We start from the raw sequence: 26,363 nt of genomic DNA, 5'->3' as shown, positions 1-26,363 counted from the left end.
TCCTAAAGTGTTGGCCAAGCCCGGAATACCTCTCCCATCAGCGATGTTGAGGGCTCACCGGTGCTGAGGGTTCGGCCGCCACACCCGGAAGTCGCTGAAGCGGAAGTGGCTCCAGGTGGTCCGGAAGGCGAAGTGCCCGTTCGTCTTGAGGTAGTCGTACTCGGCCGGCTGCCCGCCCCGCCGGGTGGCGAAGATGTCCTCCGGGGACCGGGCGTCGACGGCGTTCCAGAAGTTGTTGAGGTCGGAGACCCGGTCGTTGACACCGCCCTCGGAGACGGGGGTGGCCGTGTACTCGATGACGTACGGGCCTTCGAGCCGCTGCCTGAACCAGATCGTCGCTCCGGCCGGCACCTCGGCCTCCAGGGTGCCGCGAGCGGCGGTGACGGTGCCGCCCTTCTCCAGCTCCACGGCCCACTGGCCGAGGCCGTGGCGGAAGTCGTCGCGGGCGATCAGGCGGCCGCGGTGGTGCGCGGAGTGGGCGCCGGCGGCCGGGGCCGGGGCGAGGGTGGCCAGGGCGGCACCGGCCGCCAGGGCTCCGAAGGCTCTACGCGTGGTCGTCACTGACGCAACACATTGATCATGAACCCGCATCGATCACGAATCCGGAGGGCCCGACAGTCCGGAGGACCCGACACCGAAGGCCGGACCCGGGGATCGGGGTCCGGCCTTCGATGGCACAGGGGAAGGGGTCAGCCGACGGAGACGCCCTTCGAGCGGAGGTAGGCGACCGGGTCCACGTCCGAGCCGTAGTCCGGCGTGGTGCGGATCTCGAAGTGCAGATGCGGTCCGGTGACATTGCCGGTCGCACCGCAGAGGCCGACCTGCTGGCCCTCGGTGACGGTCTGGCCGGCCGAGACCGAGAGCGAGGACAGGTGGGCGTACTGGGCGTAGTAGCCGTCGGCGAGCCGGATGACGACCTGGTTGCCGTACGCACCGCCCCAGCCGGCGGAGACGACGGTGCCCGCGCCGACGGCCTTGAGCGAGGTGCCGGTCGGGACGACGAAGTCGACGCCCGTGTGGTAGCCGCTGGACCACATGCTGCCCGCCATGCGGTACGGGGTGCCGACGGTGGCACCGGCCACGGGGAGCGTGAAGCCGCTGGAGCTGCCGGTGCTGGTCGACTCGCTGCTCCGGGTGGCCGTCGTCGTATCCGAGGAGGACGACTTGGAGGCGGAGGAATCGGAGGAACCAGAGGAAGCGGACGACGACTTTCGGGTGTTCGTCGGCTTCTCGGCGCTCGCCGACTTCTCCGTGCTCGCGGCGGCCCTCTTGCCGATGCTGAGCTTCAGACCGGGGTGGATCAACGACGGGTCGGAGCCGACGGCCTCACGGTTGTCCGAGTAGAGCTTCCGCCAGCCACCGCTGACGTTCTGCTCGTCGGCGATCTTCGAGAGATAGTCACCGGCGCGCACCGAATAGGTGCGCACGGTCGCGGCGTTCGCGGCACTCTTCTTCTCCGCGGCCTTCTTCGCGGCGGCGGTCTTCTCGGCCGCGGCCTTCTCGGCGACCGGAAGGGCTGATACGGCCTTTTCCGAAACGGACTGCGGGGTGGCCGCGTGGGCGCCGGCGGCGCCCATCAGCGGGAGGGCGAGTGCGGCTCCGCCGGTGCCGGCGACGGCGATCGAGCGGGTGAGGCGCTGGGTCTTGGGACGGCGGTGCTTACCCTTCGCGGGCATGGGCGAGTTCCTCTCCGGCGCCTGCGAGGTGAGCTGTCGGGTGCGAGCTGGAGATGCCCGGCCGCACCGAAGTGCGACTTAACCCCTAGCCGTTCCGGAGACCGGAACAGGCGGTTGTACCTGTGGGTCCCCCGCTCCTGCCGTGCACGGGTGAGTTGTGCGGATTCCGGGCGGCGGCAGGATTGGGCGTCCGTCCGGATTGATGGCGAACGTAAGCGAGCAAGACGCAAAGGGACAAGTAAGAGGTTCCACACGAATGCGTTCCTCTTGATCCGCTATGAGAATCGGCGGTCACCCTGCGTGAATTACGCCCGTCGCCCGCCCCGCAAAACCCCAGTAAAAGCTGGGGAATTACGTGAACATGACGGGCGACTGACGGTCACGGATATGACGCTGCTCACGTGGCACATTCACAGCTTCCCTTATTCCAGAGCGAGTTGGAATGAAGGATGAGGAAGGCGCCAATTCGGACAGATTGCTCAGATGCGGCGCAGCCGGAGAACTGCCGCATCCAGATCGCCGCGCAATGCCATACGAAGTCCGTGATGCAGCAATACGGCACCTCTGTGAACTTCACCCGTTTCGAGGCATTCGTACGACGCTGTCGGGTCGAGCCCGCGCAGCCGCACCGCCGGTACGGGCTCGCCGTAGCTCTGCGCCTGGAGCCAGGCGAGGACGACGGTCTCGTCGCCGAGGACGTACTGCACGGCACTCAGTCCGCCCCGCGGGGGCCGCAGCCGGTGGAGCTCGCCGCGCTGCACGAGCGGCCGGATCTCCTTGTAGAGCTCCACCCACTCACGGGCCTCGGCGAGCTCCTCCTCGGTCCACCGGGTGAGGTCGCCGCCGACGCCGAGGACCCCGGCCATGGCGCTCACGAACCGGAAGCGCAGCGAGCTGACCCGGCCGTTGAGCATGGCGTTCGGACTGTCGGTGACCCAGGCGGCCATCACGCGCGCGGGGTGGATCTGGCTGAAGCCGTGCTGGATGGCGAGCCGGTCGAGCGGGTCGGTGTTGTCGGAGGTCCACACCTGGTCGGTGCGGCTCAGGACACCGAGGTCGATCCGGCCGCCGCCGCCCGAGCAGGACTCGAAGGCGACGCCGGGGTGGGCGGCCCTGAGGCGGTCCAGCAGGGCGTAGAAGCCGTGCACATGGTCGACCCACAGGCGCTGCGGGTAAGGCTCGCCGGGCCAGCCGGCGTCGGTGAAGCAGCGGTTGAAGTCCCACTTCACATAGTCGATCGGGGCGCTGGTCAGGAGCGTGTCGAGCTGCTGCCAGAGATACTCCTGGACATCCTCGCGTGCGAGGTTCAGTACGAGCTGGTTGCGGAACTCCGTCCGCTTTCGTCCCGGCTGGTACTGCACCCAGTCCGGGTGCGCCCGGTACAGCTCGCTGTCCGGGTTGACCATCTCGGGTTCCACCCAGATGCCGAACTGCATGCCGAGGGCGTGCACCTGGTCGGCCAGGGGCTTCAGGCCGCCGGGGAAGCGGTCCGGGTTGGGCGTCCAGTCGCCGAGCCCGGCGCGGTCGCTGGTGCGGGCGCCGAACCAGCCGTCGTCGACCACGAACAGTTCGACACCGATCGCCGCCGCCCGCCGGGCGAGGGCGCCCTGCTGCTCCTCGGAGATGTCGAACTCGGTGGCCTCCCAGCAGTTGAACAGCACGGGCCGGTCCTGCCCGGCGTCCGGGATGACGTAAGCCCGCTGGTAGGCGTGCCAGGCCCGGCTCGCCCCGCCGAAGCCGCCGTCGCTCCACAGCCCGGCGAAGACGGGGGTGGTGAAGGACTCCCCCGGCGCCAGCCGCAGCAGGCCCGACTCGTCGTACCCGGCGCCGCCGGTGATCTGCACGCGCGCGTCGGGGAGTTGCGCCACGGCGATCCGCCAGGAGCCCGACCAGCCCAGCGCGCAGCCGTAGACCTCGCCGCGCTCCTCGGTGGCGTCCGTGTCGAGCGCGACCCACGGCAGGTACTGGTGCCCGGTGTGGCCGCGCCGGCTGCCGATGACCTTCTCACCGTAGGTGAGGGGGGCCGCGGTCAGCCGGGACTCGGCGGCCCAGCGGCCGTGCAGATGGGTCAGCCGCCAGTCCTCGCGGTCGGGCAGGGTCCAGGTCGCGGAGTCGGCGCGCAGCAGCTCCACGGCCTCGGCCCCCTGGTTGTCCAGGGTCACCCAGCGCTCCAGGACATCGCCGCGCATCCGGTAGTGCAGGGTGATCGCCAGTCCGTCGTCATGGAACAGCAGCCGGAGTTCGTCGCCGTCGGGAGCCGTCACGGTCTCGTACGACGTGAAGGTCCACTCGGTCCCGCGCCGCTCGGCGGTGCGCACGGACAGCGCGGGCCGTACGAAGCGGGGGCCGCCCTCGACGGGGTACTCCTCGCGGCCGTCGAGCTGCGACTCGAAGGGCCGGTAGTCGGGCAGCGGGCGTACCGCGAGGGCCTCGGCGTCGGCGAGCGCGATCGCGGGGCCCCAGTGCAGATGCAGGAGCTCGTCGTTCTCGCCGAGAGAGACGGCATAACTGCTGGCAGGCCCGGAGAGAAGCCAGGTGCGGCCGGTTTCGGAGATCTCCAGCATCAGACCCTCACATATTCGAACAGTGACGCTCAAGTGCCAACATCATCAACGTCCGTGCGGCTCTGATGCAACGCCTGTGGACAACTCATTGCCCCAGGAATCCATGTCGTATCGTCAAGAGCGTGCCCGCCGACGTGCCGTGCGGCGGGACCGGCTGGGAGGAGCCCCCGTGACGCAGCAGATCCCGTCGACCGAGCCCGAGCTGGCCGGTGTCCGCAATTTCCGTGACGTGGGCGGCCTGCCGACCGTGGACGGACGGCGGGTGCGGTACGGGGTGCTGTTCCGCAGCGGCCACCTGGCCCACGCGACCGACGAGGACGCCGCCTTCCTGTCCTCGCTGGGGCTGCACACGGTCTTCGACTTCCGCAACGCCTCGGACCAGAAGCTGGAAGGCCCCGACGTCGAGCTGCCGGGCGTGCGCAATGTGAACCTCCCGCTGAGCGACCCGGCGGACGGCGCGGAGTTCTGGAAGATGGTCCGGGACGGCGAGATCGAGACGCTGCGCGAGCTCCTCGGCGACGACAAGGCGGCGAACCGGATGATCGCCTCGTACCGCCAGATCATCAAGGAGCGCACCGCCGAGCACTCCCGCGTGCTGCACTCCCTCGCCGAGGACAGCGTCCCCGCGCTGATGCACTGCGCGGCGGGCAAGGACCGCGCGGGTCTGTCCATAGCGGTGACGCTGCTCGCCCTCGGGGTGGAGCGGGAGGCGATCGTCGCCGACTACCTGGAGTCGAACGCCAAGCACCGCCGCTACAAGGTGCACCGCAGCAGCAAGTCCACCGCCGCGTACTCCCCCGAGGTCATGGAGCTGCTGAGCCCGCTCTTCGACGCGCGCGCCGAGTATCTGCTGGCCGCGTTCGAGACCATCGAGGAGACCTGGGGCAGCGTCGACGCCTATCTGGAGCAGGGGCTCGGTGTCACACCGGAGCGCCGGGAGCGGCTGCGGGTGCGGCTGCTCGACTGACGGTCGCGGGCTCTACTGCTTGGCTCCGAGCTCGAACAGCAGATAGACGAAGGCCGCGAAGACGTGCCCCACCGCGATGTAGATGATCAGCCGCACCCACAGGGCGCGCGGGAACTTCTCCTCCATGTCGGTCATGGCGTCTCTCCAGTGGTCGGGCCCAGGCACAGGGTGGCCGTGGGGCTCTGCAGCAGGGTGTGGACGAAGAGCAGCTCGACCCCGCCCGGGTCCTGGGCCGCGATGCGGTGCGGGGTCAGCGAGTCGAAGTGCGCGCTGTCGCCGGGGGCGAGCCGGTGCGTGGTGTCGCCGAGGTGCAGTCGCAGCCGCCCCTTGAGGACGTACAGCCATTCCTCGCCGGGGTGGACGCGCACGATGTCGCCCTGGGAGCCGTGCGGGACATGGACGCGCAGCGCCTGCATGCCACGTCCCGGTGAGCCGGCCTGCCAGTAGGTCCAGCCGCCGGCGGCGGTGGGTTCCATGTCAAAGGCGCGTACGACGGCGTCCCGTTCGGTGACCGTCTCGCCGAGCAGCTCCGAGACCGTCGTACCGTAGATGCGGGCGAGCGCGAGCAGCATCGGCAGCGAGGGCTGGCGCCGGCCGGTCTCCAGCCGGGACAGGTGGGCGGGCGACAGCCCGGCGGCACGGGCCGCGGCCTCCAGGGTCAGGGAGGCGCGGCGGCGCAGTGCGCGCAGCTGCGGGGCGACGACGGGCAGGAGGCCGGCCTGCTCGGCAGGGTCCCCGCTCTCGGGAGAGCTCATGCTCTCCATTCAGCCGGAGGCTTGCCTCCACGGCAAATTTCTTGCCTCAGAGGCAAAACTCCCGGCCGTGGTCCTACCGGTTGGCCACCGCCTGCTTGACCAACGTCTTGCCGAAGTCCCACATCAGGCCGCCCCCGCTGTGCGCGTCGTCCATGACCTCCGTGAAGGCGTCCACGAACCGCTCCACCTCCCGTTCGCCGACGGTCAGCGGCGGGATCAGCTTGATCACCTCAAGGTGGTCCCCGGAGACCTGGGTGAGGATCCGGTGCCGTTGCAGCAGCGGTACGACGACCATCTGCGCGAAGAGACCCTTGCGGGCGGCCTGCAGCATGGTCCAGCGGCTGCGCAGCCCGAGGGACTTGGGCCGGCCGAACTCGATGCCGACCATCAGTCCCCGGCCGCGCACATCGGCGAGCAGCTCGTACTTGTCGACGAGGGCCGCGAGCCGGGACCTGAGCAGTTCCCCGGTGGCGCGGGCGTTGGCGACGATCTGCTCGTTCTCCATGACGGACAGCACGGCGAGACCGGCCGCCATGGCCTGCGCGTTGGACCCGAAGCTCGCGGAGTGCACGAGCACCCGGTCGATCGACGAGTAGACCTTCTTGAAGATCCAGTCCTTGCCGAGCGTGGCGCCGACCGGCACATAGCCGCCGGAGAGCGCCTTGGCCACGCAGACCAGGTCCGGCTCGACGCCGTCCTCGTGCTGGTAGGCGTAGAAGTCGCCGGTCCGCCCGAGCCCGGTCTGCACCTCGTCCGCGATCAGCAGGGCCTTGTGCCTGTGCAGCAGTTCCTGGGCGGCGCGCAGATAGCCGGGCGGGGCCTCGTGGACGCCCTTGCCCTGGATCGGCTCGACGATCAGGGCGGCGACGTCGCCCTTCTTCAACTCCCTCGCCAGGGCGTCGAGATCACCGAGAGGCACGGCCGTGTCGGGCAGCAGCGGGGCGAAGCCGTCCCGGAAGCCGTCCTCGCCGTTGACCGACAGCGAGCCCGTGGTCAGCCCGTGGAAGGCGTGATCGCAGTACAGGACGCGCGGCTTGCCGGTGGCCCGCCGGGCGAACTTCAGTGCGGTCTCCACCGCTTCCGTACCGCTGTTGCCGAAGAACACCCGGTCCAGGTGCGGGCTGTGCGTGAGGAGCTTCTCGGCCAGCAGCCCGGGCAGCGGCTGGCAGTCGAAGCGGGTGAGGTCGGCGAGCTGGGCGTCGAGGACGTCGTGCAGCGCCTTGCGGACGACGGGGTGATGACGGCCGAGGCCCATCACTCCGAACCCGGCGAGCATGTCCAGGTAGTCGTTGCCGTCGGCGTCCCAGAAGTAGGCGCCCTCGGCCCGCTCGTAGACCTTGTCGAAGCCGATGGTGTGCAGCATGCGCGGGAGCTGGTGGTTGAGGTACCTGGTGTGCAGCTCGTAGCGCTCGGCTCCGCGCTCGGCGAGGAGTCTGCCGAGGTCGAACTCCGTGGTCATTCGGCGTTCTCCTTGATCGCCGCAGCCGGGTCGGCTGCCACTTCCTTGACGGCCAGGCTCGCGCTGATCCGCCCGGCGACCTCGACCGGCGTGAGACCGATGTCGGCGAGCACCTCACCGCGCTTGGCGTGTGCGAGGAACTGCTCGGGGATCCCGAACCGCCGTACGGGTACGTCGACTTCGGCGTCCCCGAGCGCGAGGGCGACGGCGGAACCGACGCCGGCCGCGCGGCTGTTGTCCTCGACGACGGCGACCAGTCGGTGCTCGGCGGCGAGGCCGGGCAGCGCCGGGTCGACGGGTTTGATCCAACGGGGGTCCACGACCGTGCAGTTGATGCCGCGGGCCGCCAGCAGCTCGGCGGCCTGCAGACAGACCGGCGCCATGACACCGACGGCCACCAGGAGCACCTCGGGCCGCTCCCCCCGGTGCAGCACGTCCATGCCGCCCACCCGGTCCACCGCGGGGATCTCCGGGCCGACCGACTCCTTCGGGAAACGGACGAGCGTCGGCGCGTCGTCCACCGCCACGGCCTCCCTGAGCTGCGACCGCAGCTGGTCGGCGTCGCGGGGCGCGGCGATCCTGAGGCCCGGTACGACCTGGAGGATCGACATGTCCCACATGCCGTTGTGCGAGGCCCCGTCCACACCCGTCACCCCGGCCCGGTCCAGCACGAAGGTCACCCCGCAGCGATGCAGTGCGACGTCCATCAGGAGCTGGTCGAAGGCGCGGTTGAGGAAGGTCGCGTACACGGCCACGACGGGATGCAGCCCGCCGGTCGCGAGCCCCGCCGCGGACACCGCCGCGTGCTGCTCGGCGATCCCCACGTCCCACACCCGGTCCGGGAACCGTGCCGCGAACTTGCCGAGCCCCACCGGGTGCAGCATGGCCGCCGTGATCGCCACGACGTCCTCCCGCTCCTGCCCGATCGCGACGATCTCGTCCCCGAACACCGAGGTCCAGGAAGGCCCGTTGGAGGGCGAGAGCGGCTCGCAGGTGAGCGGGTCCATCACCCCGACGGTGTGGAAGTGGTCCTCCTCATGGGCGAGGGCGGGCTCGTATCCGCGCCCCTTCTCGGTGAGGCAGTGGATCAGCACCGGCCCGTGGAAGCGTTTCGCGCGCCGCAGCGCCGACTCGACGGCCCCGATGTCATGCCCGTCGATCGGGCCGACGTACTTCAGCCCGAGGTCCTCGAACATGCCCTGCGGCGCGAACGCGTCCTTGAAGCCCTTCTTCGCGCCGTGCAGCGACTCGTAGATCGTGTGGCCGACGACCGGGGTCCGCAGCAGTACGTCCTTCCCCCAGGCCAGGACCTTCTCGTAACTGTCGGTCGTGCGCAGGGTCGCCAGGTGGTTCGCGAGGCCCCCGATCGTCGGCGAGTACGACCGCTCGTTGTCGTTGACGACGATGATCAGCGGCCGGTCCTTGGCGGCCGCGATGTTGTTGAGCGCCTCCCAGGCCATCCCGCCGGTGAGCGCCCCGTCGCCGATGACGGCGACCACATGCCCCTTCTCGCCCTGCACCTCGCGGGCCTTGGCGAGTCCGTCGGCCCAGCCGAGCGCGGTGGAGGCGTGGCTGTTCTCGACGATGTCGTGCTCGGACTCCTCACGCGACGGATAGCCGGACAGCCCGCCCTTGCCGCGCAACTTCGAAAAATCCTGACGCCCCGTCAGAATCTTGTGCACATAGCTCTGATGGCCGGTGTCCCAGACAATGCGGTCGACGGGTGACTCGAAGACCCGGTGGAGGGCGATGGAGAGTTCCACCACCCCCAGATTGGGCCCGAGGTGTCCGCCCGTCCTGGCGACCGCGTGCACCAGGAACTCCCTTATCTCCTCGGACAGTTGACCGAGTTCCACCTCGGACAACGCCCTCAGGTCGCGCGGTCCCCGGATGTTCTCCAGAATCGTCACGTCGGGCCCCCTTCGGTCCGTGCTGTTCAACTCACGGTGACGGCCGGCTCCCCCGACGCGACGCCGTCCTGCTCCATCTGTTCGGCGATCTTCATCGCCTCCTCGATGAGGGTCTCCACGATCTTCGACTCGGGGACGGTCTTGACGACCTCTCCCTTGACGAAGATCTGTCCCTTGCCGTTGCCGGAGGCGACCCCCAGGTCCGCCTCCCGGGCCTCGCCGGGACCGTTGACCACACATCCCATGACCGCGACACGCAGGGGCACTTCCATGCCCTCCAGGCCCGCCGTGACCTCGTCGGCCAGCTTGTAGACGTCGACCTGGGCGCGCCCGCAGGACGGACACGACACGATCTCCAGCCGGCGTTGCCTGAGGTTCAGGGACTCCAGGATCTGGATGCCGACCTTGACCTCCTCGGCGGGCGGCGCGGACAGCGAGACCCGGATCGTGTCCCCGATCCCCCGGCTGAGCAGCGCCCCGAAGGCGACGGCGGACTTGATCGTGCCCTGGAAGGCCGGACCGGCCTCGGTCACGCCCAGATGCAGCGGGTAGTCGCACTGCTCGGCGAGCAGGGTGTAGGCCCCCACCATCACCACGGGATCGTTGTGCTTGACGGAGATCTTGATGTCCCGGAAGCCGTGCTCCTCGAAGAGCGACGCCTCCCACAGGGCGCTCTCCACGAGCGCCTCCGGAGTCGCCTTCCCGTACTTCTGCAGCAGCCGCCGGTCCAGCGATCCCGCGTTGACGCCGATCCGGATCGGCGTGCCGTGGTCCTTCGCGGCCCGCGCGATCTCCTTGACCTTGTCGTCGAACTGCTTGATGTTGCCGGGATTGACGCGTACGGCCGCACAGCCGGCCTCGATCGCGGCGAACACGTACTTGGGCTGGAAGTGGATGTCCGCGATCACCGGGATCTGGGACTTGCGGGCGATGGTGGCCAGCGCGTCCGCGTCGTCCTGCGTGGGGCAGGCGACGCGGACGATCTGGCAGCCGGACGCGGTGAGTTCGGCGATCTGCTGGAGGGTGGCGCCGATGTCGGAGGTGCGGGTGGTCGTCATCGACTGCACCGACACCGGTGCCCCGCCCCCGACCGCCACCGGCCCGACCTGGATCTGCCGCGACACGCGCCGCTCGGCGATCGGCCGGACCGGTACTTCGGGGACGCCGAGAGAGACGGCGGTCATGACCTCACTCCCGGTTTCCGGAGACCGTCTCGCGCATCGCGCGCAGCGACTCCTTGAGCGAGCCCATGGTGGCGAGGACGGCGGTCGGCTCATAGCCGCAGTGCGCCATGCAGTTGGCGCAGCGCGGGTCCTTGCCGCGGCCGTACTTGTCCCAGTCCGTCTCCTCGATGAGTTCGCGGTACGTCGGCACGTACCCGTCGCTCATCAGGTAGCAGGGGCGCTGCCAGCCGAACAGGGAGTAGTTCGGGATGGCCCACGCGGTGCACGGGAAGTCGACCTTGCCCTCCAGGAAGTCCAGGAAGAGCGGCGAGTGGTTCAGCCGCCACTTGCGGCGGTTGCCGCCCGCGAAGGCCTTCTTGAACAGTTCGCGGGTCTGCTCGACGCCCAGGAAGTGCTCCTGGTCGGGCGCCTTCTCGTAGGCGTAGGCGGGCGAGATCATCATCTCGTCGACCTGCAGGTCGTCGTTGAGGAAGTTGAGCACCTCGATGATGGTCTGCGGGGTGTCGGTGTTGAAGAAGGTCGAGTTGGTGGTGACCCGGAAGCCGCGCTTCTTGGCCTCCTTGATCGCCTCCACGGCCTCGTCGAACACGCCCTCCTTCGCGACCGACTCGTCGTGCCGCTCGCGCAGCCCGTCGATGTGCACGGCGAAGGCGAAGTAGGGCGAGGGCTTGAACTTGTCCATCTTCTTGCGCAGCAGCATGGCGTTGGTGCAGAGGAAGACGTACTTCTTCTTCGCCACCAACTGCCGCACGATCTCGTCGATCTGAGGGTGCATCAGCGGCTCACCGCCGGCGATGGACACCATCGGCGCACCCGACTCCAGGACCGCCCCGACGGCCTGGGCGACCGGCATGCGCTGCTTGAGCACACCGGCCGGATGCTGGATCTTGCCGCAGCCCTCACACTTGAGGTTGCATGCGAAGAGGGGTTCCAGTTCCACGATGAGCGGGAACTTGTCCCGCTTGCGGAGCTTCTGTTCGGCCAAGTATGTAGCGACCTTGATGGATTGACGCAGCGGCATGGCCATCTGGCTCACCTCCTGGGGAGCAGCAAGGAACGGTGCCATTCATAGAAAGCCGGTAGGACGGAACGAAGGACACGGAAGGCCGATATTCCACCGCGTACCGTGCCGATCCGGACGAGTTCATGTTCTGGAGCGTCCACGACCACCCGTACGGCCGCAACGGGGCGCACGCCCGTGCGCACGGCGCTGTGGAGCGTGGCCGCGGACTCCATGTCGACCGCGATCGCGCCGGTCGCGAGCAGGTCGGACCGTTCATGACCACGTACGACGTGATCGGAGCCGGTGAGCGGTCCGGTGTGGACGGTACGTCCGGGTACGGCCCGGACCAGCTCCTTGACGAGTAGGTCGGTCCCCACGCACGGAACGGTTCCGTCCGGATTCCGGGTCTCCTCGGCGACGACGAGATCCCCGGGGTGCATTCCGGGGGCGAGCCCCGCACAGAAGCCCGTGGCCAGCACCGCGGCACCGGCGAGGCCCGGATCGGCGAGGGCGCGGGTGACGGCCCGCTCGGCCGCCTTGGGCCCCATGCCGGTACGGAGCACGGTGACCGGCCCGTCGGCGCCGCCGCGGTCACCGCTGCGCAGGGCGAGGTGCTCGATGCCGAGCGCGCAGGCGATCAGCAGTGGTGCGGGGGCCGGTCGGTCGCTCATCTCATGCCTCCCCCGCCTCGGCGAACGGCTCTCCGTGGACGTACCGGCCGAGTGCGGTCAGCGGGAAGACCTGCCGGTAGAGGTGGTAGTTGATGGAGAAGTCCCAGGGGAAGCCGGTGCCGGTGAAGTAGGGCTCGTCCCAGGAGCCGTCCTCCCGCTGGGTGGCGGCGAGCCACTCGACGCCCCGCTCGACGGCCTTGGAGTCCTTCTCACCCGCGGCCAGCAGCGCCATCAGCGCCCAGGCCGTCTGCGAGGCGGTCGAGGCACCGCGGCCGCTCCACTTCGTGGACTCCTTGTAGGAGCGCAGGTCCTCGCCCCAGCCGCCGTCGTCGTTCTGGACGGACTCCAGCCAGGTCACCGCCCGGCGGATCGCCGGGTGCGCGGCGGGGATGCCGGCGGCGGTGAGCGCGGGCACCACCGACCCCGTCCCGTAGATGTAGTTGACGCCCCAGCGTCCGAACCACGAACCGTCCGGCTCCTGTTCGGCGAGCAGCCACTCGATGCCGCGCCGGGTGCGCGGATCGTGGGAGAGCCCCTCGACCGCGAGCATCTCCACCACATGGGCCGTCACATCGGCGGACGGCGGGTCGATGACCTCGCCGAAGTCGCAGAACGGCAGCCGGTTGGGGAACGGGCTGGTGTTGTCGACGTCGAAGGCGCCCCAGGCCCCGTTCTTCGACTGCATCCCGAGGTTCCAGCGCACCCCGCGCCCGATCGCCCGCTCCACGCGCTCCGGGTCGTGGTGTCTGACGCGACGCAGCGCGAGGACGACCTCGGCGGTGTCGTCGATGTCGGGGTAGTTGTCGTTGTGGAACTCGAACGCCCAGCCGCCCGGCGGAAGTTGCGGCCGTTTGACGGCCCAGTCACCCGGCCGGACGATCTCCTCGCCGAGCATCCAGTCGGCGGCCTTGACGAGCTGGGGATGGTCGGCGGGCACGCCCGCGTCGGCGAGCGCGATGGTCGCGAGGCAGGTGTCCCACACCGGCGACTGACAGGCCTCGATCATCCGGGCCCCGTCCTCGCGCCAGACGGCGAAGCGGTCCAGGGACTCGAGCCCCGCCCGCATCACCGGGTGTTCGAGGTCGTAGCCGAGGAGGTGCAGCGCGATGACCGAGTACACGGCCGGCGGCTGGATGCCGCCCCAGCAGCCGTCGTTCTCCTGCCGCTCGATGATCCAGCGGGCCGCGGAGTTCATGGCGGCCCGGCGCAGTCTGCGCGGGGCGACCTTGCGCAGCCGGTGCAGCGCCTTGTCGAGGCGCTGGAAGGCACCGTCCCAACTGGCCACCGGGGCCAGGGGTTTGGGCGGATTGGGCTGGGCCGGGTCGGTGTGGAGCTCGTCGAGCGGGAAGGGCGCGGGCCGTACCGGGCGCTTCGCGGAGACGATCGTCAGCGGGACGATGGTCTGGCGGGCCCAGCAGCCGAAGTCGTAGATGTTGAGCGGCACCCACTTCGGGAAGTAGATGAGCTCGGGCGGGAGTTCGGGCAGGTCCTCCCACTTCCACCAGCCGAACAGGGCGAGCCAGATCCGGGTGAAGACTCGGGCGGAGGCGATTCCGCCCTGGGCCCGGATCCACTCCGACGCCCTCGCCATGTGCGGCGCGTCGGGCGCGTCACCGGCCAGCCGCAGGGCGACGTACGCCTCGATGGTGGTGGAGAGTTCGCCGGGTCCGCCGTAGAAGGAGGCCCAGGTGCCGTCCTCGCGCTGCTCGCCGCGGATGAACAGTCCGGCCGCCCGGGTCATCGACTCGTCGCGGATGCCCAGAAACTGACGGAGCAGCAGATCCTCGGCGTCCATGGTGACGTTGGTCTCCAGGTCGCCCTTCCACCAGCCCTGGGTGTCCTGCCGGGACAGCAGATGGTCGGTGGCGCGCTGGACGGCGCGTACGGCGGCTTCGTGCACCCCGGCCGCCACGGGGGTCTCGATGTCGGTTTCGCTGGCCGCGGCAGCGCGGGGCGGCAGTGCCCCGGTGCTTCCGTCGGTCGTCGCTGTCATGGCTTCCCCTTCGTGCAGTGTGCAGTGTGGTGCTCTGCTGTGGGTCCGCCGTCGGCCGGTGCCTTTCCTTTCCTCGCAGCACCGGCCGGCGACTACGCGAGGGCTATTCGACCGATAGTGATCATCTCTTTCGTACGACGACGAAGTCCGCGAGCGCCGTGAACTGCTGTCGCACCCGGTCGGGCATGTCGACGGAGTCCAGGGCCTCGATGGCGACGGTGTGCTGGCGGCGGGCCTCGTCGGCGGTCCACTCGCGACCGCCGGCCTCCTCGATCAGGGCGGCACGGGCCGCGAACTCCTCCTCGGAGAAGTTCTCGAAGTCGCTGCTCTTGGCGTCCGCGGCGAGGATCTCGCCGAGCCGGTCCGAGGCGGGCCCGCCCGCCGCGAGCGCGGCCACGACCGGCAGGGACTTCTTGCGCTGGCGCAGGTCGCTCCAGGTCTGCTTGCCGGTGGAGACCGGGTCGCCCCAGATGCCGAGCAGGTCGTCGACGGCCTGGAAGGCGAGACCGAGGTGGTAGCCGTACTTCTCCAGGGTGTCGGCGGTGCGGTCGTCCGCGCCGCCGAGCACGGCGCCGATGGAGCTGGCGCAGGCCAGCAGGGCGCCGGTCTTGTTGCCCTCCATCTCCAGGCACTCCTCGACGCTGACGCGGTCGCGGTGCTCGTAGGAGATGTCCTGGGCCTGTCCGTCGATCAGGGCGCGGGTCGCGGCGGTCAGGCGGCGGGTGGCGCGGCCGGCCTCGACGGTGCCGAGTTCGAGGAGGACCTCGTTGGCGAGCGCGAACAGGGCGTCGCCGACGAGGATCGCCTGGGCGGGGCCGTGCACCTTCCAGACGGTGTCACGGTGGCGGCGCTGTTCGTCCCCGTCCATCAGGTCGTCGTGCAGCAGCGAGAAGTTGTGGACCAGCTCCACGGCGACGGCGCCGGGGATGCCGGTCTCGGGGGCGGCGCCGGTGACCTCGGCGGAGAGCACCGCGAGGGCGGGGCGCACGGCCTTGCCGCCGTCGCCGGAGGTCGGGTTGCCGTCGGCGTCGATCCAGCCGAAGTGGTAGGCGGAAACGGTGTCCATGGGAGGGGCCAGGCGGTCGATCGCCGCGCGCAGTACCGGTGTCGCCAAGGTCCGGCCGCGCTCCAGCAGCGCGGTCACGTCCACCGCCTCGGCAGCCGTCGAGGCCGGGGGCACAGTGGGCACAGTCTCTCCTCTTGTTGCGGTACCGGGGGTGCGGGGGCCTGCCGCGTGCTGATCGAGCATCACGCCGCCTCCTCTACGTCGAAGAGGTGGCTCGGGCGGGGCCGGCCCAGGGCGCTCAGCGCGGCGTCCGCCGCACCGACACCACTGCGGACCGCACTCTCCATGGTCGCGGGCCACCCTGTGGCGGTCCACGCTCCGGCCAGGTACAGGCCGGGGGCTCTGGTGCGGGCGCCGGGCCGCAGCCGCCCGACGCCGGGGGCGGGATCGAACGTCGCCGTCCGCTCCCTGGTCACGAAGAAGTCCTTCACCTCGGCACCGCGGGTGCCGGGCAGCAGCCGCTCCAGCTCGGGGAGGTACTTCTCCCGGAGCGCGGCGACCGGTTCGTCGATCTCGTCCTGCGCGGCCGACTGGGACAGCGCGAGGTACTGGCCCTCGCGCAGCCCGGAGGCGTCGGTGCGGTCGAAGACCCACTGCACCGGGGTGCCGAGGGCGGCGAAGAAGGGACGGTTCAGCACCGTGCGGTCGTAGACGACGTGCACGTTGAGGATCGGCGCGGTGCCGATCCTCAGCAGCTGCTCAGGGGCGTCGAGCGCACCCTCCGGCAGCAGATCGTGGGCCTCGCGCTGGGGTACGGCGAGCACGACGGTGTCCGCCCGGAGCGTCTCGCCGGGAACCTGAACGCTCCAAGTCCCGTTCTCGTCAGTAGAGATGGAGGTGACGCGTGTACGGACCTCGATACGGACGCCGACGGACTCGAGCGCCTTGCGGGCCAGCCGGTCGTGCAGTTCGCCCAGCGGGACGCGAGCCCATCCGATGTCGGCCGCGCCCGGGTCGGACAGCAGACCGGTCTTGAACACCATCGCGGCGAGCCCCAGCGAGGCGTCGCCCGCGACCGCGTTGAGGGTGGCGACCCCGACCAGGTCCCACAGGGCCTCGACGGCACGCGCCGACTGACCGTGCGCGGTCAGCCAGCTGCCGAAGTCCTGTGCGTCCAGGTCCGGATCGGCGAGGTCGAGCCCCTTGAGCGCGAGCGCGGCCCGGCCCACCTTGGCCCGCTCGGCGAGCGAGAGATGCGGATACGTCGCCAGGCTGCGCCCCAGATGCAGGGGCACCGGCAGGGCGTCGCGCCGCAGTCTGCCGAGCCGCCGTCCCTCGGGCTTGCCGACGTCGACGACGGGTACGTCGAGACGGTCCTGCAGCGGCGCCAGCGCCGTGCCCTCGATCCGGTCGAGGAACCAGCGGTAGGCGGTGCAGCAGCGCAGATAGACGTGCTGTCCGTTGTCGACGGTCAGGTCGCCGCGCTGGAAGGAGAAGGCGAGCCCGCCCAGGCGCGGCCGGCCTTCCAGCAGGGTGACGCGGACTCCTGCGTCCGCGAGCGCGAGCGCGGCGGTGATGCCGGCGAGCCCGCCGCCGATCACGACGGCGTCCCGCCCGGGCTGTTTGCCGTCGGTCATCGCACACCCTCCCCTGCACGGCCGCCGCGGTGCTTGAACGGTGCACGGCAGACCATTGCAGTCAGGGACGCCGTCCCCGTACGGAGGGTTGCGTGCCACTTATCTCCGGTGGCATCACCTTGGACCGAATTGTCCATCAGGCGCGCCTCCTGACGGTCCGCCGCGTCACATGCCGGGCGTCGAGGCCGGAGAGGCCGCGGACGGCGACGTACGCCTTCTCGCGTCCGGGCAGCGAGACCCGGCCGCGCAGCACCGCCTCGGGGTCGCGCTCGATGCGGTCGAGGAGACGGCGGTAGATGCCGGCCATCGCGGCGACACAGGCGCCGCTGCGCCGGTCGAGCATGGGCAGGAGCCGGTAGCCCTCGGCGAAAAGGGCGCGGGCCCGGCGCACCTCGAAGTGCACGAGGCCCGCGAAGTCGGAGCCCTCCGGCGGCACCGACCCCTTGAACCCGGCCGAGCAGCCGAACTTCGCGAGGTCGTCGGAGGGCAGATAGGTGCGCCCACCCTCGGCGTCCTCGCGGACGTCCCGCAGGATGTTGGTGAGCTGAAGTGCGAGACCGAGCGTGTCGGCATACTCCGGCGCGCGCTCGACGCCGCGCGCCCCCGGTTCCGTGCCGAACACGCCGAGCGAGAGCCGCCCGATCGCGCCCGCCACGCAGCGGCAGTAGACCTTCAGGTCGTCCCAGGTCTCGTAGGTCTCGCCGCGGACGTCCATCAGGACGCCGTCGATCAGCTCGTCCAGGCCGCCCAGCGGGATCGGGAAGGTCGCGGCGGCATGGGTGAGGGCGACCGCCACCGGGTCGGTGTCGTCCTCGTCGACCACCCCGTCGCGGACCCGGGCCAGCATCGCCCGGGTGTCCTCGAGTCTGGCCGCCTTGACCTTGTCGTCCAGCGCGCCGTCGCCGATGTCGTCGACGCGGCGCGAGAACGCGTAGAGCGCCGACATCGCGCGACGCCTGGGCGTCGGCAGCAGTCTGATGCCGTACGCGAAGTTACGTGCCTGCTGTCCGGTGACGGCCTCGCAGTAGCTGTAGGCGGCGAGTACCGGTGCGGACACGTGTGGTTCGGCCTCCACGGTCCGGATCACCCCTCTCCTCGCAGAGTCACGCCCACCTCACGCAGCAACTGGAGCTTGCCGGGCTTGGGCGGGCCGGGAAGTACGTCGTATTCGGCGGCGGCAATCGCACGGATTGCCGCCCTTCCCCCCGCCACGAACCCTGCGAGCAGCAGCTTCAGCCTGCCGTGGACGCTACCCACCAGAGGGGCGCCTTCATTCAGGAGACCGCGGGCGCGTTCTGCTTCGTACGCAACCAGTGCGCGCACCGATGCGCCTGCGGTCCTTGTGGCGAGATCCGCCTCCTCGACATGAAAGCGCTTCATGTCCGCGGCGGGCAGATAGATCCGGTCGCGGCCGAGGTCCTCGGCCACGTCCTGGAGGTGTTCGACGATCTGGAGCGCCGTGCAGATCGCGTCGGACAGACGGATCCGCTCGGGGGTCGAGGTGCCGGTGACGCCGAGGACGAGGCGGCCGACGGGGTTGGCCGACAGCTCGCAGTAGGCGAGCAGGTCGTCGTAGGTCTCGTAGCGTTTGACCAGCTGGTCCTGGCGGTTGGCGGCGACCAGGCCGAGGAAGGGCTCGGGGGTGAGCGAGCAGCGGCGGACCGTCGGCTGCAGTCGGCGCAGCAGGGGGTGGCGGGGCTCACCGGAGAAGACCCGGTTCAGGTCGGCCTCGAAGGCGTCCAGCAGGTGCAGCCGGTCCTCGGCCCGCTCGATGTCCACGCCGAGCAGACGCGCGTCGGCGCCGCCCGGGGCGAGGTCGCCGTCGCCGATGTCGTCGACAAGGCGGGCGAAGCCGTACACGGCCATGAGGTCGTCGCGCCAGGCCCGGGGCAGGAAGAAGGGGGCCACGGGGAAGTTCTCACCCGCGGCCTTGTCCAGCGTGCCGCGCTCCGCCGCCGAGGCGCGCGCCGCATCGGTTCCCGTCACCGCCGGCCGCCCGGGGCCGGGACGGCACATGCTGCGTTGAGCTGGGGAGTTTCCGTAGCCATAGCCGTCACGTCTCCCGTTCTACACCGCCGACCCAATACACACTATTTCGGACACGCCGCCCGGCCTTCCGCGCAGCCGCCCTGCCTGAGGGTGTCGGGCATTATCGCCCCACTTGCCGCGATTCGGGACCGGTACAGCTTACGTTGTACAACGCAGCGAGGTTCGCCGGGGTGTCCTGCACATCACAACAACACACCGATTGACTTCAAGATTCCTACGCCGCCTTGAAGTTGACGTTTCCTTTGCAGACGTGGGGCCCCGCCGGAGCAGTTCCGGCGGGGCCCCACGAAGCGTTGTGGCCCGATACGTCCAGGGCCGGGTGGACTACTTGCCCGTGAACTTCTCGTACTCCTTGAGGACCTCTTCGGTCGGGCCGTCCATGCGCAGTTCGCCGCGTTCCAGCCACAGGACACGGTTGCAGGTGTCACGGATCGACTTGTTGTTGTGACTGACCAGAAACACCGTGCCGGCCTCCTTGCGCAGCTCCCGGATGCGCTGCTCGGAGCGCTTCTGGAACTTGCGGTCGCCGGTGGCCAGGGCCTCGTCGATCATCAGGACGTCGTGGTCCTTGGCGGCGGCGATGGAGAAGCGGAGCCGGGCCGCCATGCCGGAGGAGTAGGTGCGCATCGGAAGGGTGATGAAGTCGCCCTTCTCGTTGATCCCGGAGAAGTCGACGATCTCCTGGTAGCGCTCCTTGATCTGCTCGCGGGACATACCCATGGCGAGCCCGCCCAGTATGACGTTCCGCTCGCCGGTGAGGTCGTTCATGAGCGCCGCGTTGACGCCGAGGAGCGAGGGCTGGCCGTCGGTGTAGACCTTGCCGCTCTCGGCGGGCAGGAGGCCCGCGATGGCGCGCAGCAGGGTCGACTTGCCGGAGCCGTTGGAGCCGATCAGGCCGATGGCCTCGCCGCGGTAGGCGGTGAAGGAGACACCGCGCACGGCGTGCACCTTGCGCACTCCGCGTTCCTCGCCGCGCTTGATGATGCGGCTGAGGGCGGCGGTGGCGCTGCCCTTGCCGGTCTTGGCACCGTTGACGCGGTAGACGATGTGCAGGTCGTCCGCGATGACGGTGGGGCGGGGGTCCCGCTGCTGCTCAGCCACGGCCGTACCTCTCTTCCGCCTTCCAGAAGTAGACGAAGCCGCCGAGCGCGAAGAGCACCGCCCAGCCGCCGGCGGCGGCCCAGACGTGCTCGGGGAGGTTCTCGGAGCCGTAGCCGTCGATGAGGGCGAAGCGCATGAGGTCCATGTAGATCGCCGCCGGGTTCCACTGCAGGACATCGGCGAGCCAGGCCGGCTTGTCCTCCAGCATGATCGGGATGGAGAACATCACGCCCGACGCGTACATCCACGTACGCATCACGAACGGCATCAGCTGGGCCAGGTCCGGGGTCTTGGCGCCGGCCCGGGCCATGATCAGGGCGAGGCCGGTGTTGAAGAGGAACTGCAGGGCCAGGACCGGGACGATCAGCGCCCACGACAGGTCCGGGTAGCTGCCGAAGACACAGGTCACCGCGAACAGCACCAGCATCGAGGCGAGCAGCTGCTGGAGCTGCTGGAGCGCGAAGGAGACCGGCAGCGAGGCGCGCGGGAAGTGCAGGGCGCGGACCAGACCGAGGTTGCCGGAGATCGCGCGGACGCCCGCCATGACGGAGCTCTGCGTGAAGGTGAACACGAAGACGCCCGTGACCAGGAACGGGATGTAGACCTCGCGGGACATGCCCCGGTCGGCCTCCAGGATCACGCCGAAGATGAAGAAGTACACCGCGGCGTTCAGCAGCGGGGTCACCACCTGCCACAGCTGCCCGAGCTTGGCCTGGCTGTACTGGGCGGTCAGCTTCGCCCGCGAGAAGGCGAGGATGAAGTGACGTCGGGCCCAGAGCTGGCGGACGTACTCGACGAGCGAGGGGCGGGCGCCGCTCACGGACAGCCCGTACTTGTCGGCGAGCTGTGCCGCCGTGAGGCCCTCGTCGGGCGACGGAGGCGTGGTCACCGCGACTCCGCCGTCATGCGTTGTCTCACTCACTGGTGGAAACACTTTCGTCTTCGAGATGCGCAGCCTGTGCGGGCTTGGGCATGAGCCTTGACCGGGCGGACCCGGTGGCTCTCGGAATCGAGCTTGTCAGATGACCGGGGGCCGGCCCAGTCGGGTCAGCCGCCACACCGTACGCCACTTCATCGGCTTGCGTGGGCCGCACGCGGTGCTCCAGCCCTCGCGGAATCCGCCGAACCAGGCCTTCAGCGCGGGCCGGGAGGGGCGGCGCAGCAGGGTGAGCAGCATCCAGACCCCGAGGTAGACCGGGACCAGGAGGGCGGGGAGGTTGCGGCGGGCGAGCCAGACGCGGTTGCGGGCGACCATGCGGTGGTAGACCGCGTGCCGCGAGGGCGCGGTCGTGGGGTGGTACAGCACCATGTCGGACCGGTAGTCGATCATCCAGCCCGCGTCGAGGGCCCGCCATGCCAGGTCGGTTTCCTCGTGGGCGTAGAAGAATTCGTCCGGCAGGCCCCCGACTTCGGCGAAGACCTGGGTGCGTACGGCGTTGGCGCCGCCGAGGAAGGTGGTCACCCGGGAGGAGCGCATCGGGTCCGAGGCGCGCAGCCGGGGGACGTGGCGGCGCTGGGTGACGCCGGTGTCCGGGTCGGCGATGCGGAAGCTGACGATGCCGAGCCTGGGGTCTTCGGCGAACGCCGTGCGGCACAGCTCGGCGGTGTCGTGGCCCGCGAGGAGGCCGTCGTCGTCGAGGAAGAGCAATATGTCGACGTCACGGCCGCTGGGCCCGAACGCCTCGATGCCGACGTTGCGGCCGCCGGGGATGCCGAGGTTCTCGGGCAGCTCGATCGTGCGGACGCCCTCGGGGACCTCGGGCACGGGCGAGCCGTTGCCGACGACGACCACCTCGACGCGGTCGCCGTCCTGCTTGGCGACCGAGTCGAGCAGGGCGCGGAGCTCGTCGGGGCGGTTGCCCATGGTGATGATGACCGCGCCGACCTTCAGCGGGGCGCTGCCGGGGGCGCTCACTTCAGCCTGCTCGACGCAAGGATGGACACCAGGTGCAGCAGCGTCTGGAGCAGCGCGATACCGGCCAGGACCGCGACACCGAGGCGGGACCAGTACAGGTCGCCGCGCATCTCGTCGGCGACCGCGAGGATCAGGATCAGCAGGGACGCCTCGATGCCGAGGATGAGGCGGTGGAACTTGAGCATGGCGGCGGCCCTGCGGGCCACGGCCATGCCGGAGGAGCGCATCTCGGACGCGGCCTCCTGGACCGGCGGCTTGCCGGCCTGGTGGCGGGCGACGCCGACGAGGTCGGTCTCCGCCTTGATCAGGATGGCGCCGAGCGCGGCGAGTGTGCCGAGGAAGGCCCACAGCCAGTCGATCCGGCCGGAGCCGAAGACGTCGGCGGCGCGCAGACCGAAGCCGACAAGGACGGCGGCGTCGGTGAGATACGCCCCGACCCGGTCCAGGTAGACGCCGCCCAGCGAGTACTGCTTCTTCCAGCGGGCGATCTCGCCGTCGACGCAGTCGAGGAGCAGATACATCTGCACACAGACCACACCGAGCACGGCCCCCGGGATCCCCGGCACGATCAGTGCCGGGGCCGCAAGGACACCGAAGACGGTCATCAGGTACGTGAGCTGGTTGGGCGTGACCCTGGTGTTGACCAGGTAGCGGTCGACCCGCAGGGACACCTCGCGCATGTAGAGGCGCCCCATCCAGTGCTCACCGCTGCGCCGGTCCTTGACCCCTGCGGGGTGCACGACCGGACGGAGTTCAGCTACCGATGGTCTTGACATAGTCGACGTAGAGATCCTTGATCTGGTCGGGCTTGAGGTCGAGGTGTTCGAGGATGGTGTACCGGCCGGGCCGGGTCTCCGGGGCGAACTCCACGGCGCGGACGAACTCGTCCACGGTGAAGCCGATCTCCTCGGGCAGCACGGGAAGTCCGTGCCGGCGCAGCACCGAGGCCATGTACGCCGACTCCTCGTGCGCACCCCGCAGGAACATCGCGAAGGTGGCGCCCAGGCCGCACTGCTCGCCGTGGGCGGCGGCGCGCTTGGGGAAGAGCAGGTCGAAGGCGTGGTTGATCTCGTGGCAGGCGCCGGAGGACGGGCGGGAGTCGCCCGAGACCGACATCGCGATACCGCTGAGGACGAGCGCCTCGGCGAGCACCTGGAGGAAGTCGGTGTCCCCTATGCCGCCGGGGTGCCGCAGGACGGCCTCGCCGGCCTGGCGGGCGATCGCGGCGGCGAGGCCGTCGATCTTCTCGCCCTTGACGCGGTTGGCGAGCTCCCAGTCCGCGATCGCGGAGACGTTGGAGACGGCGTCGCCGATCCCCGCGCGCACGAACCGGGCCGGCGCCTGGTGGATGACGTCGAGGTCGATGACGACCGCGATCGGGTTCGGCACGCCGTAGGAGCCGCGGCCCGCGTCGTTGTCGAGGGTCGCGACCGGGGAGCACAGGCCGTCGTGCGCGAGGTTCGTCGGCACGGCGACCAGCGGCAGGCCGACGCGCGCCGCGGCGAACTTGGCGCAGTCGATGATCTTGCCGCCGCCGAGCCCGACGACCGCGTCGTAGTGCCCTGCCCTTATGTCGCTCGCCAGCCGGACCGCGTCGTCGAGGGTGCCGCCGCCGACCTCGTACCAGGTGGCGCCGGGCAGCGTCGGTTCGAGCCGCCGGCGCAGCCGGGCGCCGGAGCCGCCGCTGACGGCGACGGCGAGCCTGCCGGAGTGCGAGACGCGCTCGTCGGCGAGCACGGAGGCCAGGTCGTCGAGGGCACCCGGGCGGATGTCCACGACGACCGGCGAGGGGATGAGCCTCGTCAGTACTGGCACGCGATCTCCCGTCCGCGGGCGAGATCGTCGTGATTGTCGATCTCGACCCACTTGACGTCGCCGATCGGCGCGACGTCGATCCTGAAGCCGCGGTTCACGAGTTCCTGGTAGCCGTGCTCGTAGAACTGCTGCGGGTCGGTCTCCCAGACCGTCTTCAGCGCGTCGGCCAGCTCGGGGGCGGCGTCGCCCTCGATCAGGGTGACACCGATGTACTCGCCGGTGGCCTCGGCGGGGTCCATCAGCTTGGTGATCTTCTGGACGCCCTTGGCGGGGTCCACGACGACCTTCATCTCCTCGTCCGCGAGGGACTTCACGGCGTCGAGCGCGAGGATGATCTTCTTGCCGTCGCCGCGGGCGGCGAGCAGCGTCTTCTCGACGGAGACCGGGTGCACGGTGTCGCCGTTGGCGAGGATCACGCCGTCCTTGAGGGCGTCACGGCCGCACCACAGGGAGTAGGCGTTGTTCCACTCCTCGGCCTTGTCGTTGTCGATGAGGGTGAGCTTGAGGCCGTACTTCGCCTCCAGCGCCTCCTTGCGCGCGTACACGGCTTCCTTGCGGTAGCCGACGATGATCGCGACCTCGGTCAGACCGATCTCGGCGAAGTTGCCGAGCGTCAGGTCGAGAACCGTCGGTTCGCCCTCTATGCCCGCGGGGCCCACCGGCACCAGAGCCTTGGGAAGGCTGTCGGTGTAGGGGCGCAGACGCCGTCCGGCGCCGGCCGCCAGCACGAGGCCGATCATGCGGGTTCTCCTTCATCGTGTACGGCGGGCGCGCCGCCCAAATGGGCAGCCACCCAGAAGCGGATGCTCTCGACGAGCACCACGAGGGCCACGGCCACGGCGAGCGCCGTCAGCGCGACCTTGAACTGCGAGGCGGTGAGCGCGGCGGCCAGGACGGTGACGAGCAGCGTCCGTCCTTCGTGCCCCCCGATGGCGCGTACCAGCCAGGCCGGGGACGCGCCGGCGTTGCCGCGGATGCGGTACACCGTGTCGTAGTGATGGTAGGCGACCGCGGCCACCAGCCCGAAAGCCGCAGGAAGGGCTCCGTTCACGTCCGCTTTGGCGGCCAGGACCAGGACGGTGCAGTACTCGGCGGCGCGGAAGACGGGCGGGACGAGCCAGTCGAGGGCGCCCTTGAGGGGGCGCTGCAGGGCCACGGGTGACAGCAGGACGTAGACGGCGGCGCCCAGGACGGGCCACCAGCTGCCGTACGGGGCGAGTGCGGCGCCGAGCACCACGAGGGCTCCGGCGGCGAACGCGACGTAGGCCGGACCACGGCTCGCGACGCCGCGCGCGAGGCGGCCGAGGAACTCGGCGAGGGGACCGGAGTCCGTGAGGTCCGCCAACGCCTGCGCCGCCCGGTCGGTCCGCTTGGCCTTGCGGGTCAGCGACCGCAGCACCCGGCCCGCCGTGGTGTACGTCGCCGCGAACGCGCACCCGATGAGCAGCGCGTAGAAGGTGATCCGGGGCGTCGTGGCCGCCGTCAGGATCGCGATCATCGCCCAGCGCTCACCGATCGGCAGCACGATCATGCGGCGGATCCACACCGTCCAGCCGACGCTGTCGAGCTTGTCCGAGAGGGCGGCCGTGGGGCTGGTGTTGGCGGTGGCGTCGTGGTTCGCCTCGTTGAAGGAGAAGTCGACGACGTGCCGGCAGGTCTGCAGGATCATCGCACCCAGCGCGAGCGCCCATACGTCGTCGTCGCCGCGGGCCGCTCCCAGCGCGAGGCCCGCGTAGTAGGCGTACTCCTTGGCCCGGTCGAAGGTGGCGTCCAGCCAGGCGCCGAGCGTGGAGTACTGCAGGGCGTAGCGGGCGATCTGGCCGTCGACGCAGTCCAGGACGAAGGACGCGATCAGCAGGACGCCCGCCGCGATGAACCCGATCCGGGTGCCGGTGGCCGCACAGCTCGCCGCGATGAGGGCGGTGAGCAGGGAGGCGGTGGTGACGTGGTTCGGGGTGAGGCCGTGGCGGGCGCACCAGCGGGCGATGTAGCGGGAGTACGGGCTGATGAAGTGGGTGGTGAAGAAGCCGTCGCGGGACTTCACGGCCGACTTGAGGCGTACGGCTTCGTCGTCGACGTCGGCGACGGCCTGCCGTGCCTCGTTGCGGGCCTGCGGGTCGGTGGGGACGGCGGCGACGAGGCTGCCGAGCTCGGGGTGGTGCACGCCGGCGTCGTCGGCGTCCAGGGCGGTGACGATGCGGTCGGCGAGGCTGCCGACAGCGACCGTCGTACCGCCGCCCGCGCTGCTCTCGCGGGCCATCGCGCGGGTCAGGGCCTGGCGTCCGGAGGGCTGGGCGGTGACGGCGCCGGGGATCGCGGCGAGGTCGAAGCGGGGGTCGGTGAGGCCGAGGCGCAGGGCGTGCAGATGGCCGACGAACCGGGCGTCGACCACGGCGACGCGCTCAGCGCCGGGGACCTGGGCGAGGAGGGTCTCGGCGTCGGTGGCGTCGGAGGCGACCCGGACGTCGTAGCCGAGGGACCGCAGATCGCTCTCGATCGACGATCCGGGGACCGGCTGACCGGTGAGGATGGCGGTCGGCAACCGAACTCACTCCCTGGGCGGCGCGGGGCGCCGGTCATGTGCATGGTGGGGGCGCCCTTGGTGGCCTTCGTGTGGCTCGGCGCACCAGGCGGGCGGCATGTCGGCAGAGGCTATCG

At 70.2% G+C, this 26,363-nt stretch carries 24 protein-coding genes and 1 riboswitch; of the genes, 1 reads left to right on the top strand and 23 read right to left on the bottom strand.

What is annotated here, in order from left to right:
* Positions 1-54 precede the first annotated feature (54 nt).
* From PH203_RS26855 to PH203_RS26845, 3 genes are all read right to left on the bottom strand, one after another.
* Complete coding sequence (locus PH203_RS26855; protein WP_289923070.1) at positions 55-561, bottom strand: DUF6250 domain-containing protein; 507 nt, start codon at positions 559-561, stop codon at positions 55-57.
* Positions 562-689: 128 nt separating this feature from the next.
* Positions 690-1,676 (bottom strand): LysM peptidoglycan-binding domain-containing M23 family metallopeptidase, encoded by a 987-nt coding sequence (locus PH203_RS26850; RefSeq protein ID WP_289923069.1) that lies wholly within the window; start codon positions 1,674-1,676, stop codon positions 690-692.
* A 5-nt stretch (positions 1,677-1,681) separates the two neighbouring features.
* A riboswitch (cyclic di-AMP (ydaO/yuaA leader) is annotated at positions 1,682-1,839 on the bottom strand.
* 316 nt (positions 1,840-2,155) lie between these two features.
* Entirely contained in the window at positions 2,156-4,240 is a 2,085-nt protein-coding gene (locus tag PH203_RS26845) for an alpha-galactosidase (RefSeq protein ID WP_289923068.1), read from the bottom strand.
* A gap of 169 nt (positions 4,241-4,409) precedes the next feature.
* Here PH203_RS26845 and PH203_RS26840 point away from each other — a divergent pair, with 169 nt between their 5' ends.
* Positions 4,410-5,207 (top strand): tyrosine-protein phosphatase, encoded by a 798-nt coding sequence (locus PH203_RS26840; RefSeq protein WP_289923067.1) that lies wholly within the window; start codon positions 4,410-4,412, stop codon positions 5,205-5,207.
* A 12-nt stretch (positions 5,208-5,219) separates the two neighbouring features.
* On the opposite strand, the gene PH203_RS26835 is transcribed toward PH203_RS26840, so the two are convergent.
* The 20 genes from PH203_RS26835 to PH203_RS26740 form a co-directional block, all read right to left on the bottom strand.
* A complete protein-coding gene (locus PH203_RS26835; RefSeq protein ID WP_289923066.1) occupies positions 5,220-5,342 on the bottom strand; it encodes a DUF6126 family protein in 123 nt (40 codons plus the stop codon).
* A complete protein-coding gene (locus PH203_RS26830) occupies positions 5,339-5,962 on the bottom strand; it encodes an XRE family transcriptional regulator (RefSeq protein ID WP_289923065.1) in 624 nt (207 codons plus the stop codon). Before PH203_RS26830 ends, PH203_RS26835 begins: the two co-directional genes overlap by 4 nt.
* 73 nt (positions 5,963-6,035) lie before the next feature.
* Positions 6,036-7,421, bottom strand: coding sequence for an aspartate aminotransferase family protein (locus tag PH203_RS26825; protein WP_289923064.1), 1,386 nt, complete (start codon positions 7,419-7,421; stop codon positions 6,036-6,038).
* Positions 7,418-9,331, bottom strand: a complete 1,914-nt coding sequence (gene dxs, locus PH203_RS26820) for a 1-deoxy-D-xylulose-5-phosphate synthase (protein WP_289923063.1) — start codon at positions 9,329-9,331, stop codon at positions 7,418-7,420. Before dxs ends, PH203_RS26825 begins: the two co-directional genes overlap by 4 nt.
* Positions 9,332-9,357: 26 nt before the next feature.
* The gene (gene ispG, locus PH203_RS26815; protein WP_289923062.1) at positions 9,358-10,515 is read right to left on the bottom strand and encodes a flavodoxin-dependent (E)-4-hydroxy-3-methylbut-2-enyl-diphosphate synthase; all 1,158 of its coding nucleotides are present in this window, start codon (positions 10,513-10,515) and stop codon (positions 9,358-9,360) included.
* Positions 10,516-10,519: 4 nt separating this feature from the next.
* Positions 10,520-11,542 carry an adenosyl-hopene transferase HpnH gene (gene hpnH, locus PH203_RS26810; protein ID WP_289923061.1) on the bottom strand — a complete coding sequence of 341 codons (1,023 nt, stop codon included), beginning with the start codon at positions 11,540-11,542 and terminating at the stop codon, positions 10,520-10,522.
* 5 nt (positions 11,543-11,547) lie between these two features.
* Positions 11,548-12,189: a 1-hydroxy-2-methyl-2-butenyl 4-diphosphate reductase gene (locus tag PH203_RS26805; protein ID WP_289923060.1), complete on the bottom strand. Its 642-nt coding sequence runs from the start codon at positions 12,187-12,189 to the stop codon at positions 11,548-11,550.
* A 1-nt stretch (position 12,190) separates the two neighbouring features.
* A complete protein-coding gene (gene shc / locus PH203_RS26800; protein WP_289923059.1) occupies positions 12,191-14,182 on the bottom strand; it encodes a squalene--hopene cyclase in 1,992 nt (663 codons plus the stop codon).
* Between the two features lie 121 nt (positions 14,183-14,303).
* The gene (locus tag PH203_RS26795; protein ID WP_289923058.1) at positions 14,304-15,431 is read right to left on the bottom strand and encodes a polyprenyl synthetase family protein; all 1,128 of its coding nucleotides are present in this window, start codon (positions 15,429-15,431) and stop codon (positions 14,304-14,306) included.
* Complete coding sequence (gene hpnE, locus PH203_RS26790) at positions 15,431-16,825, bottom strand: hydroxysqualene dehydroxylase HpnE (RefSeq protein WP_289923057.1); 1,395 nt, start codon at positions 16,823-16,825, stop codon at positions 15,431-15,433. The genes PH203_RS26795 and hpnE overlap by 1 nt, the downstream gene beginning before the upstream one ends.
* Entirely contained in the window at positions 16,822-16,962 is a 141-nt protein-coding gene (locus PH203_RS26785; RefSeq protein WP_289923056.1) for a DUF6380 family protein, read from the bottom strand. Before PH203_RS26785 ends, hpnE begins: the two co-directional genes overlap by 4 nt.
* Complete coding sequence (hpnD, locus tag PH203_RS26780; RefSeq protein ID WP_289923055.1) at positions 16,962-17,912, bottom strand: presqualene diphosphate synthase HpnD; 951 nt, start codon at positions 17,910-17,912, stop codon at positions 16,962-16,964. Before hpnD ends, PH203_RS26785 begins: the two co-directional genes overlap by 1 nt.
* Positions 17,909-18,811, bottom strand: coding sequence for a squalene synthase HpnC (hpnC, locus tag PH203_RS26775; RefSeq protein ID WP_289923054.1), 903 nt, complete (start codon positions 18,809-18,811; stop codon positions 17,909-17,911). The genes hpnD and hpnC overlap by 4 nt, the downstream gene beginning before the upstream one ends.
* Before the next feature lie 387 nt (positions 18,812-19,198).
* Positions 19,199-19,975: an ABC transporter ATP-binding protein gene (locus PH203_RS26770; protein WP_289923053.1), complete on the bottom strand. Its 777-nt coding sequence runs from the start codon at positions 19,973-19,975 to the stop codon at positions 19,199-19,201.
* Positions 19,968-20,897 carry an ABC transporter permease gene (locus tag PH203_RS26765; RefSeq protein ID WP_289923052.1) on the bottom strand — a complete coding sequence of 310 codons (930 nt, stop codon included), beginning with the start codon at positions 20,895-20,897 and terminating at the stop codon, positions 19,968-19,970. The genes PH203_RS26770 and PH203_RS26765 overlap by 8 nt, the downstream gene beginning before the upstream one ends.
* Before the next feature lie 96 nt (positions 20,898-20,993).
* On the bottom strand, positions 20,994-21,890 hold the full coding sequence (locus PH203_RS26760) for a glycosyltransferase (protein WP_289923051.1): 897 nt from the start codon (positions 21,888-21,890) through the stop codon (positions 20,994-20,996).
* On the bottom strand, positions 21,887-22,666 hold the full coding sequence (locus PH203_RS26755) for a CDP-alcohol phosphatidyltransferase family protein (RefSeq protein ID WP_289923050.1): 780 nt from the start codon (positions 22,664-22,666) through the stop codon (positions 21,887-21,889). Before PH203_RS26755 ends, PH203_RS26760 begins: the two co-directional genes overlap by 4 nt.
* The gene (locus tag PH203_RS26750; RefSeq protein ID WP_289923049.1) at positions 22,644-23,705 is read right to left on the bottom strand and encodes an iron-containing alcohol dehydrogenase family protein; all 1,062 of its coding nucleotides are present in this window, start codon (positions 23,703-23,705) and stop codon (positions 22,644-22,646) included. Before PH203_RS26750 ends, PH203_RS26755 begins: the two co-directional genes overlap by 23 nt.
* Positions 23,693-24,445, bottom strand: a complete 753-nt coding sequence (locus PH203_RS26745) for a phosphocholine cytidylyltransferase family protein (RefSeq protein ID WP_289923048.1) — start codon at positions 24,443-24,445, stop codon at positions 23,693-23,695. The genes PH203_RS26750 and PH203_RS26745 overlap by 13 nt, the downstream gene beginning before the upstream one ends.
* Complete coding sequence (locus tag PH203_RS26740) at positions 24,442-26,247, bottom strand: DUF5941 domain-containing protein (protein WP_289923047.1); 1,806 nt, start codon at positions 26,245-26,247, stop codon at positions 24,442-24,444. The genes PH203_RS26745 and PH203_RS26740 overlap by 4 nt, the downstream gene beginning before the upstream one ends.
* Positions 26,248-26,363 lie beyond the last annotated feature (116 nt).

It is taken from the genome of Streptomyces sp. S.PB5, from assembly GCF_030403745.1.
GTDB lineage: Bacteria > Actinomycetota > Actinomycetes > Streptomycetales > Streptomycetaceae > Streptomyces.
This window is presented reverse-complemented; position numbering and strand designations above follow the sequence as displayed.

Bases quoted from the DNA above. Each gene is read 5' to 3' on its own strand.
- PH203_RS26850 (WP_289923069.1), bottom strand. From the start codon at position 1,676: ATGCCCGCGAAGGGTAAGCACCGCCGTCCCAAGACCCAGCGCCTCACC.
- PH203_RS26845 (WP_289923068.1), bottom strand. From the start codon at position 4,240: ATGCTGGAGATCTCCGAAACCGGCCGCACCTGGCTTCTCTCCGGGCCT.
- PH203_RS26835 (WP_289923066.1), bottom strand. From the start codon at position 5,342: ATGACCGACATGGAGGAGAAGTTCCCGCGCGCCCTGTGGGTGCGGCTG.
- PH203_RS26830 (WP_289923065.1), bottom strand. From the start codon at position 5,962: ATGAGCTCTCCCGAGAGCGGGGACCCTGCCGAGCAGGCCGGCCTCCTG.
- PH203_RS26825 (WP_289923064.1), bottom strand. From the start codon at position 7,421: ATGACCACGGAGTTCGACCTCGGCAGACTCCTCGCCGAGCGCGGAGCC.
- ispG (WP_289923062.1), bottom strand. From the start codon at position 10,515: ATGACCGCCGTCTCTCTCGGCGTCCCCGAAGTACCGGTCCGGCCGATC.
- hpnH (WP_289923061.1), bottom strand. From the start codon at position 11,542: ATGGCCATGCCGCTGCGTCAATCCATCAAGGTCGCTACATACTTGGCC.
- PH203_RS26805 (WP_289923060.1), bottom strand. From the start codon at position 12,189: ATGAGCGACCGACCGGCCCCCGCACCACTGCTGATCGCCTGCGCGCTC.
- shc (WP_289923059.1), bottom strand. From the start codon at position 14,182: ATGACAGCGACGACCGACGGAAGCACCGGGGCACTGCCGCCCCGCGCT.
- PH203_RS26795 (WP_289923058.1), bottom strand. From the start codon at position 15,431: ATGCTCGATCAGCACGCGGCAGGCCCCCGCACCCCCGGTACCGCAACA.
- hpnE (WP_289923057.1), bottom strand. From the start codon at position 16,825: ATGACCGACGGCAAACAGCCCGGGCGGGACGCCGTCGTGATCGGCGGC.
- PH203_RS26785 (WP_289923056.1), bottom strand. From the start codon at position 16,962: ATGGACAATTCGGTCCAAGGTGATGCCACCGGAGATAAGTGGCACGCA.
- PH203_RS26755 (WP_289923050.1), bottom strand. From the start codon at position 22,666: ATGTCAAGACCATCGGTAGCTGAACTCCGTCCGGTCGTGCACCCCGCA.
- PH203_RS26745 (WP_289923048.1), bottom strand. From the start codon at position 24,445: ATGATCGGCCTCGTGCTGGCGGCCGGCGCCGGACGGCGTCTGCGCCCC.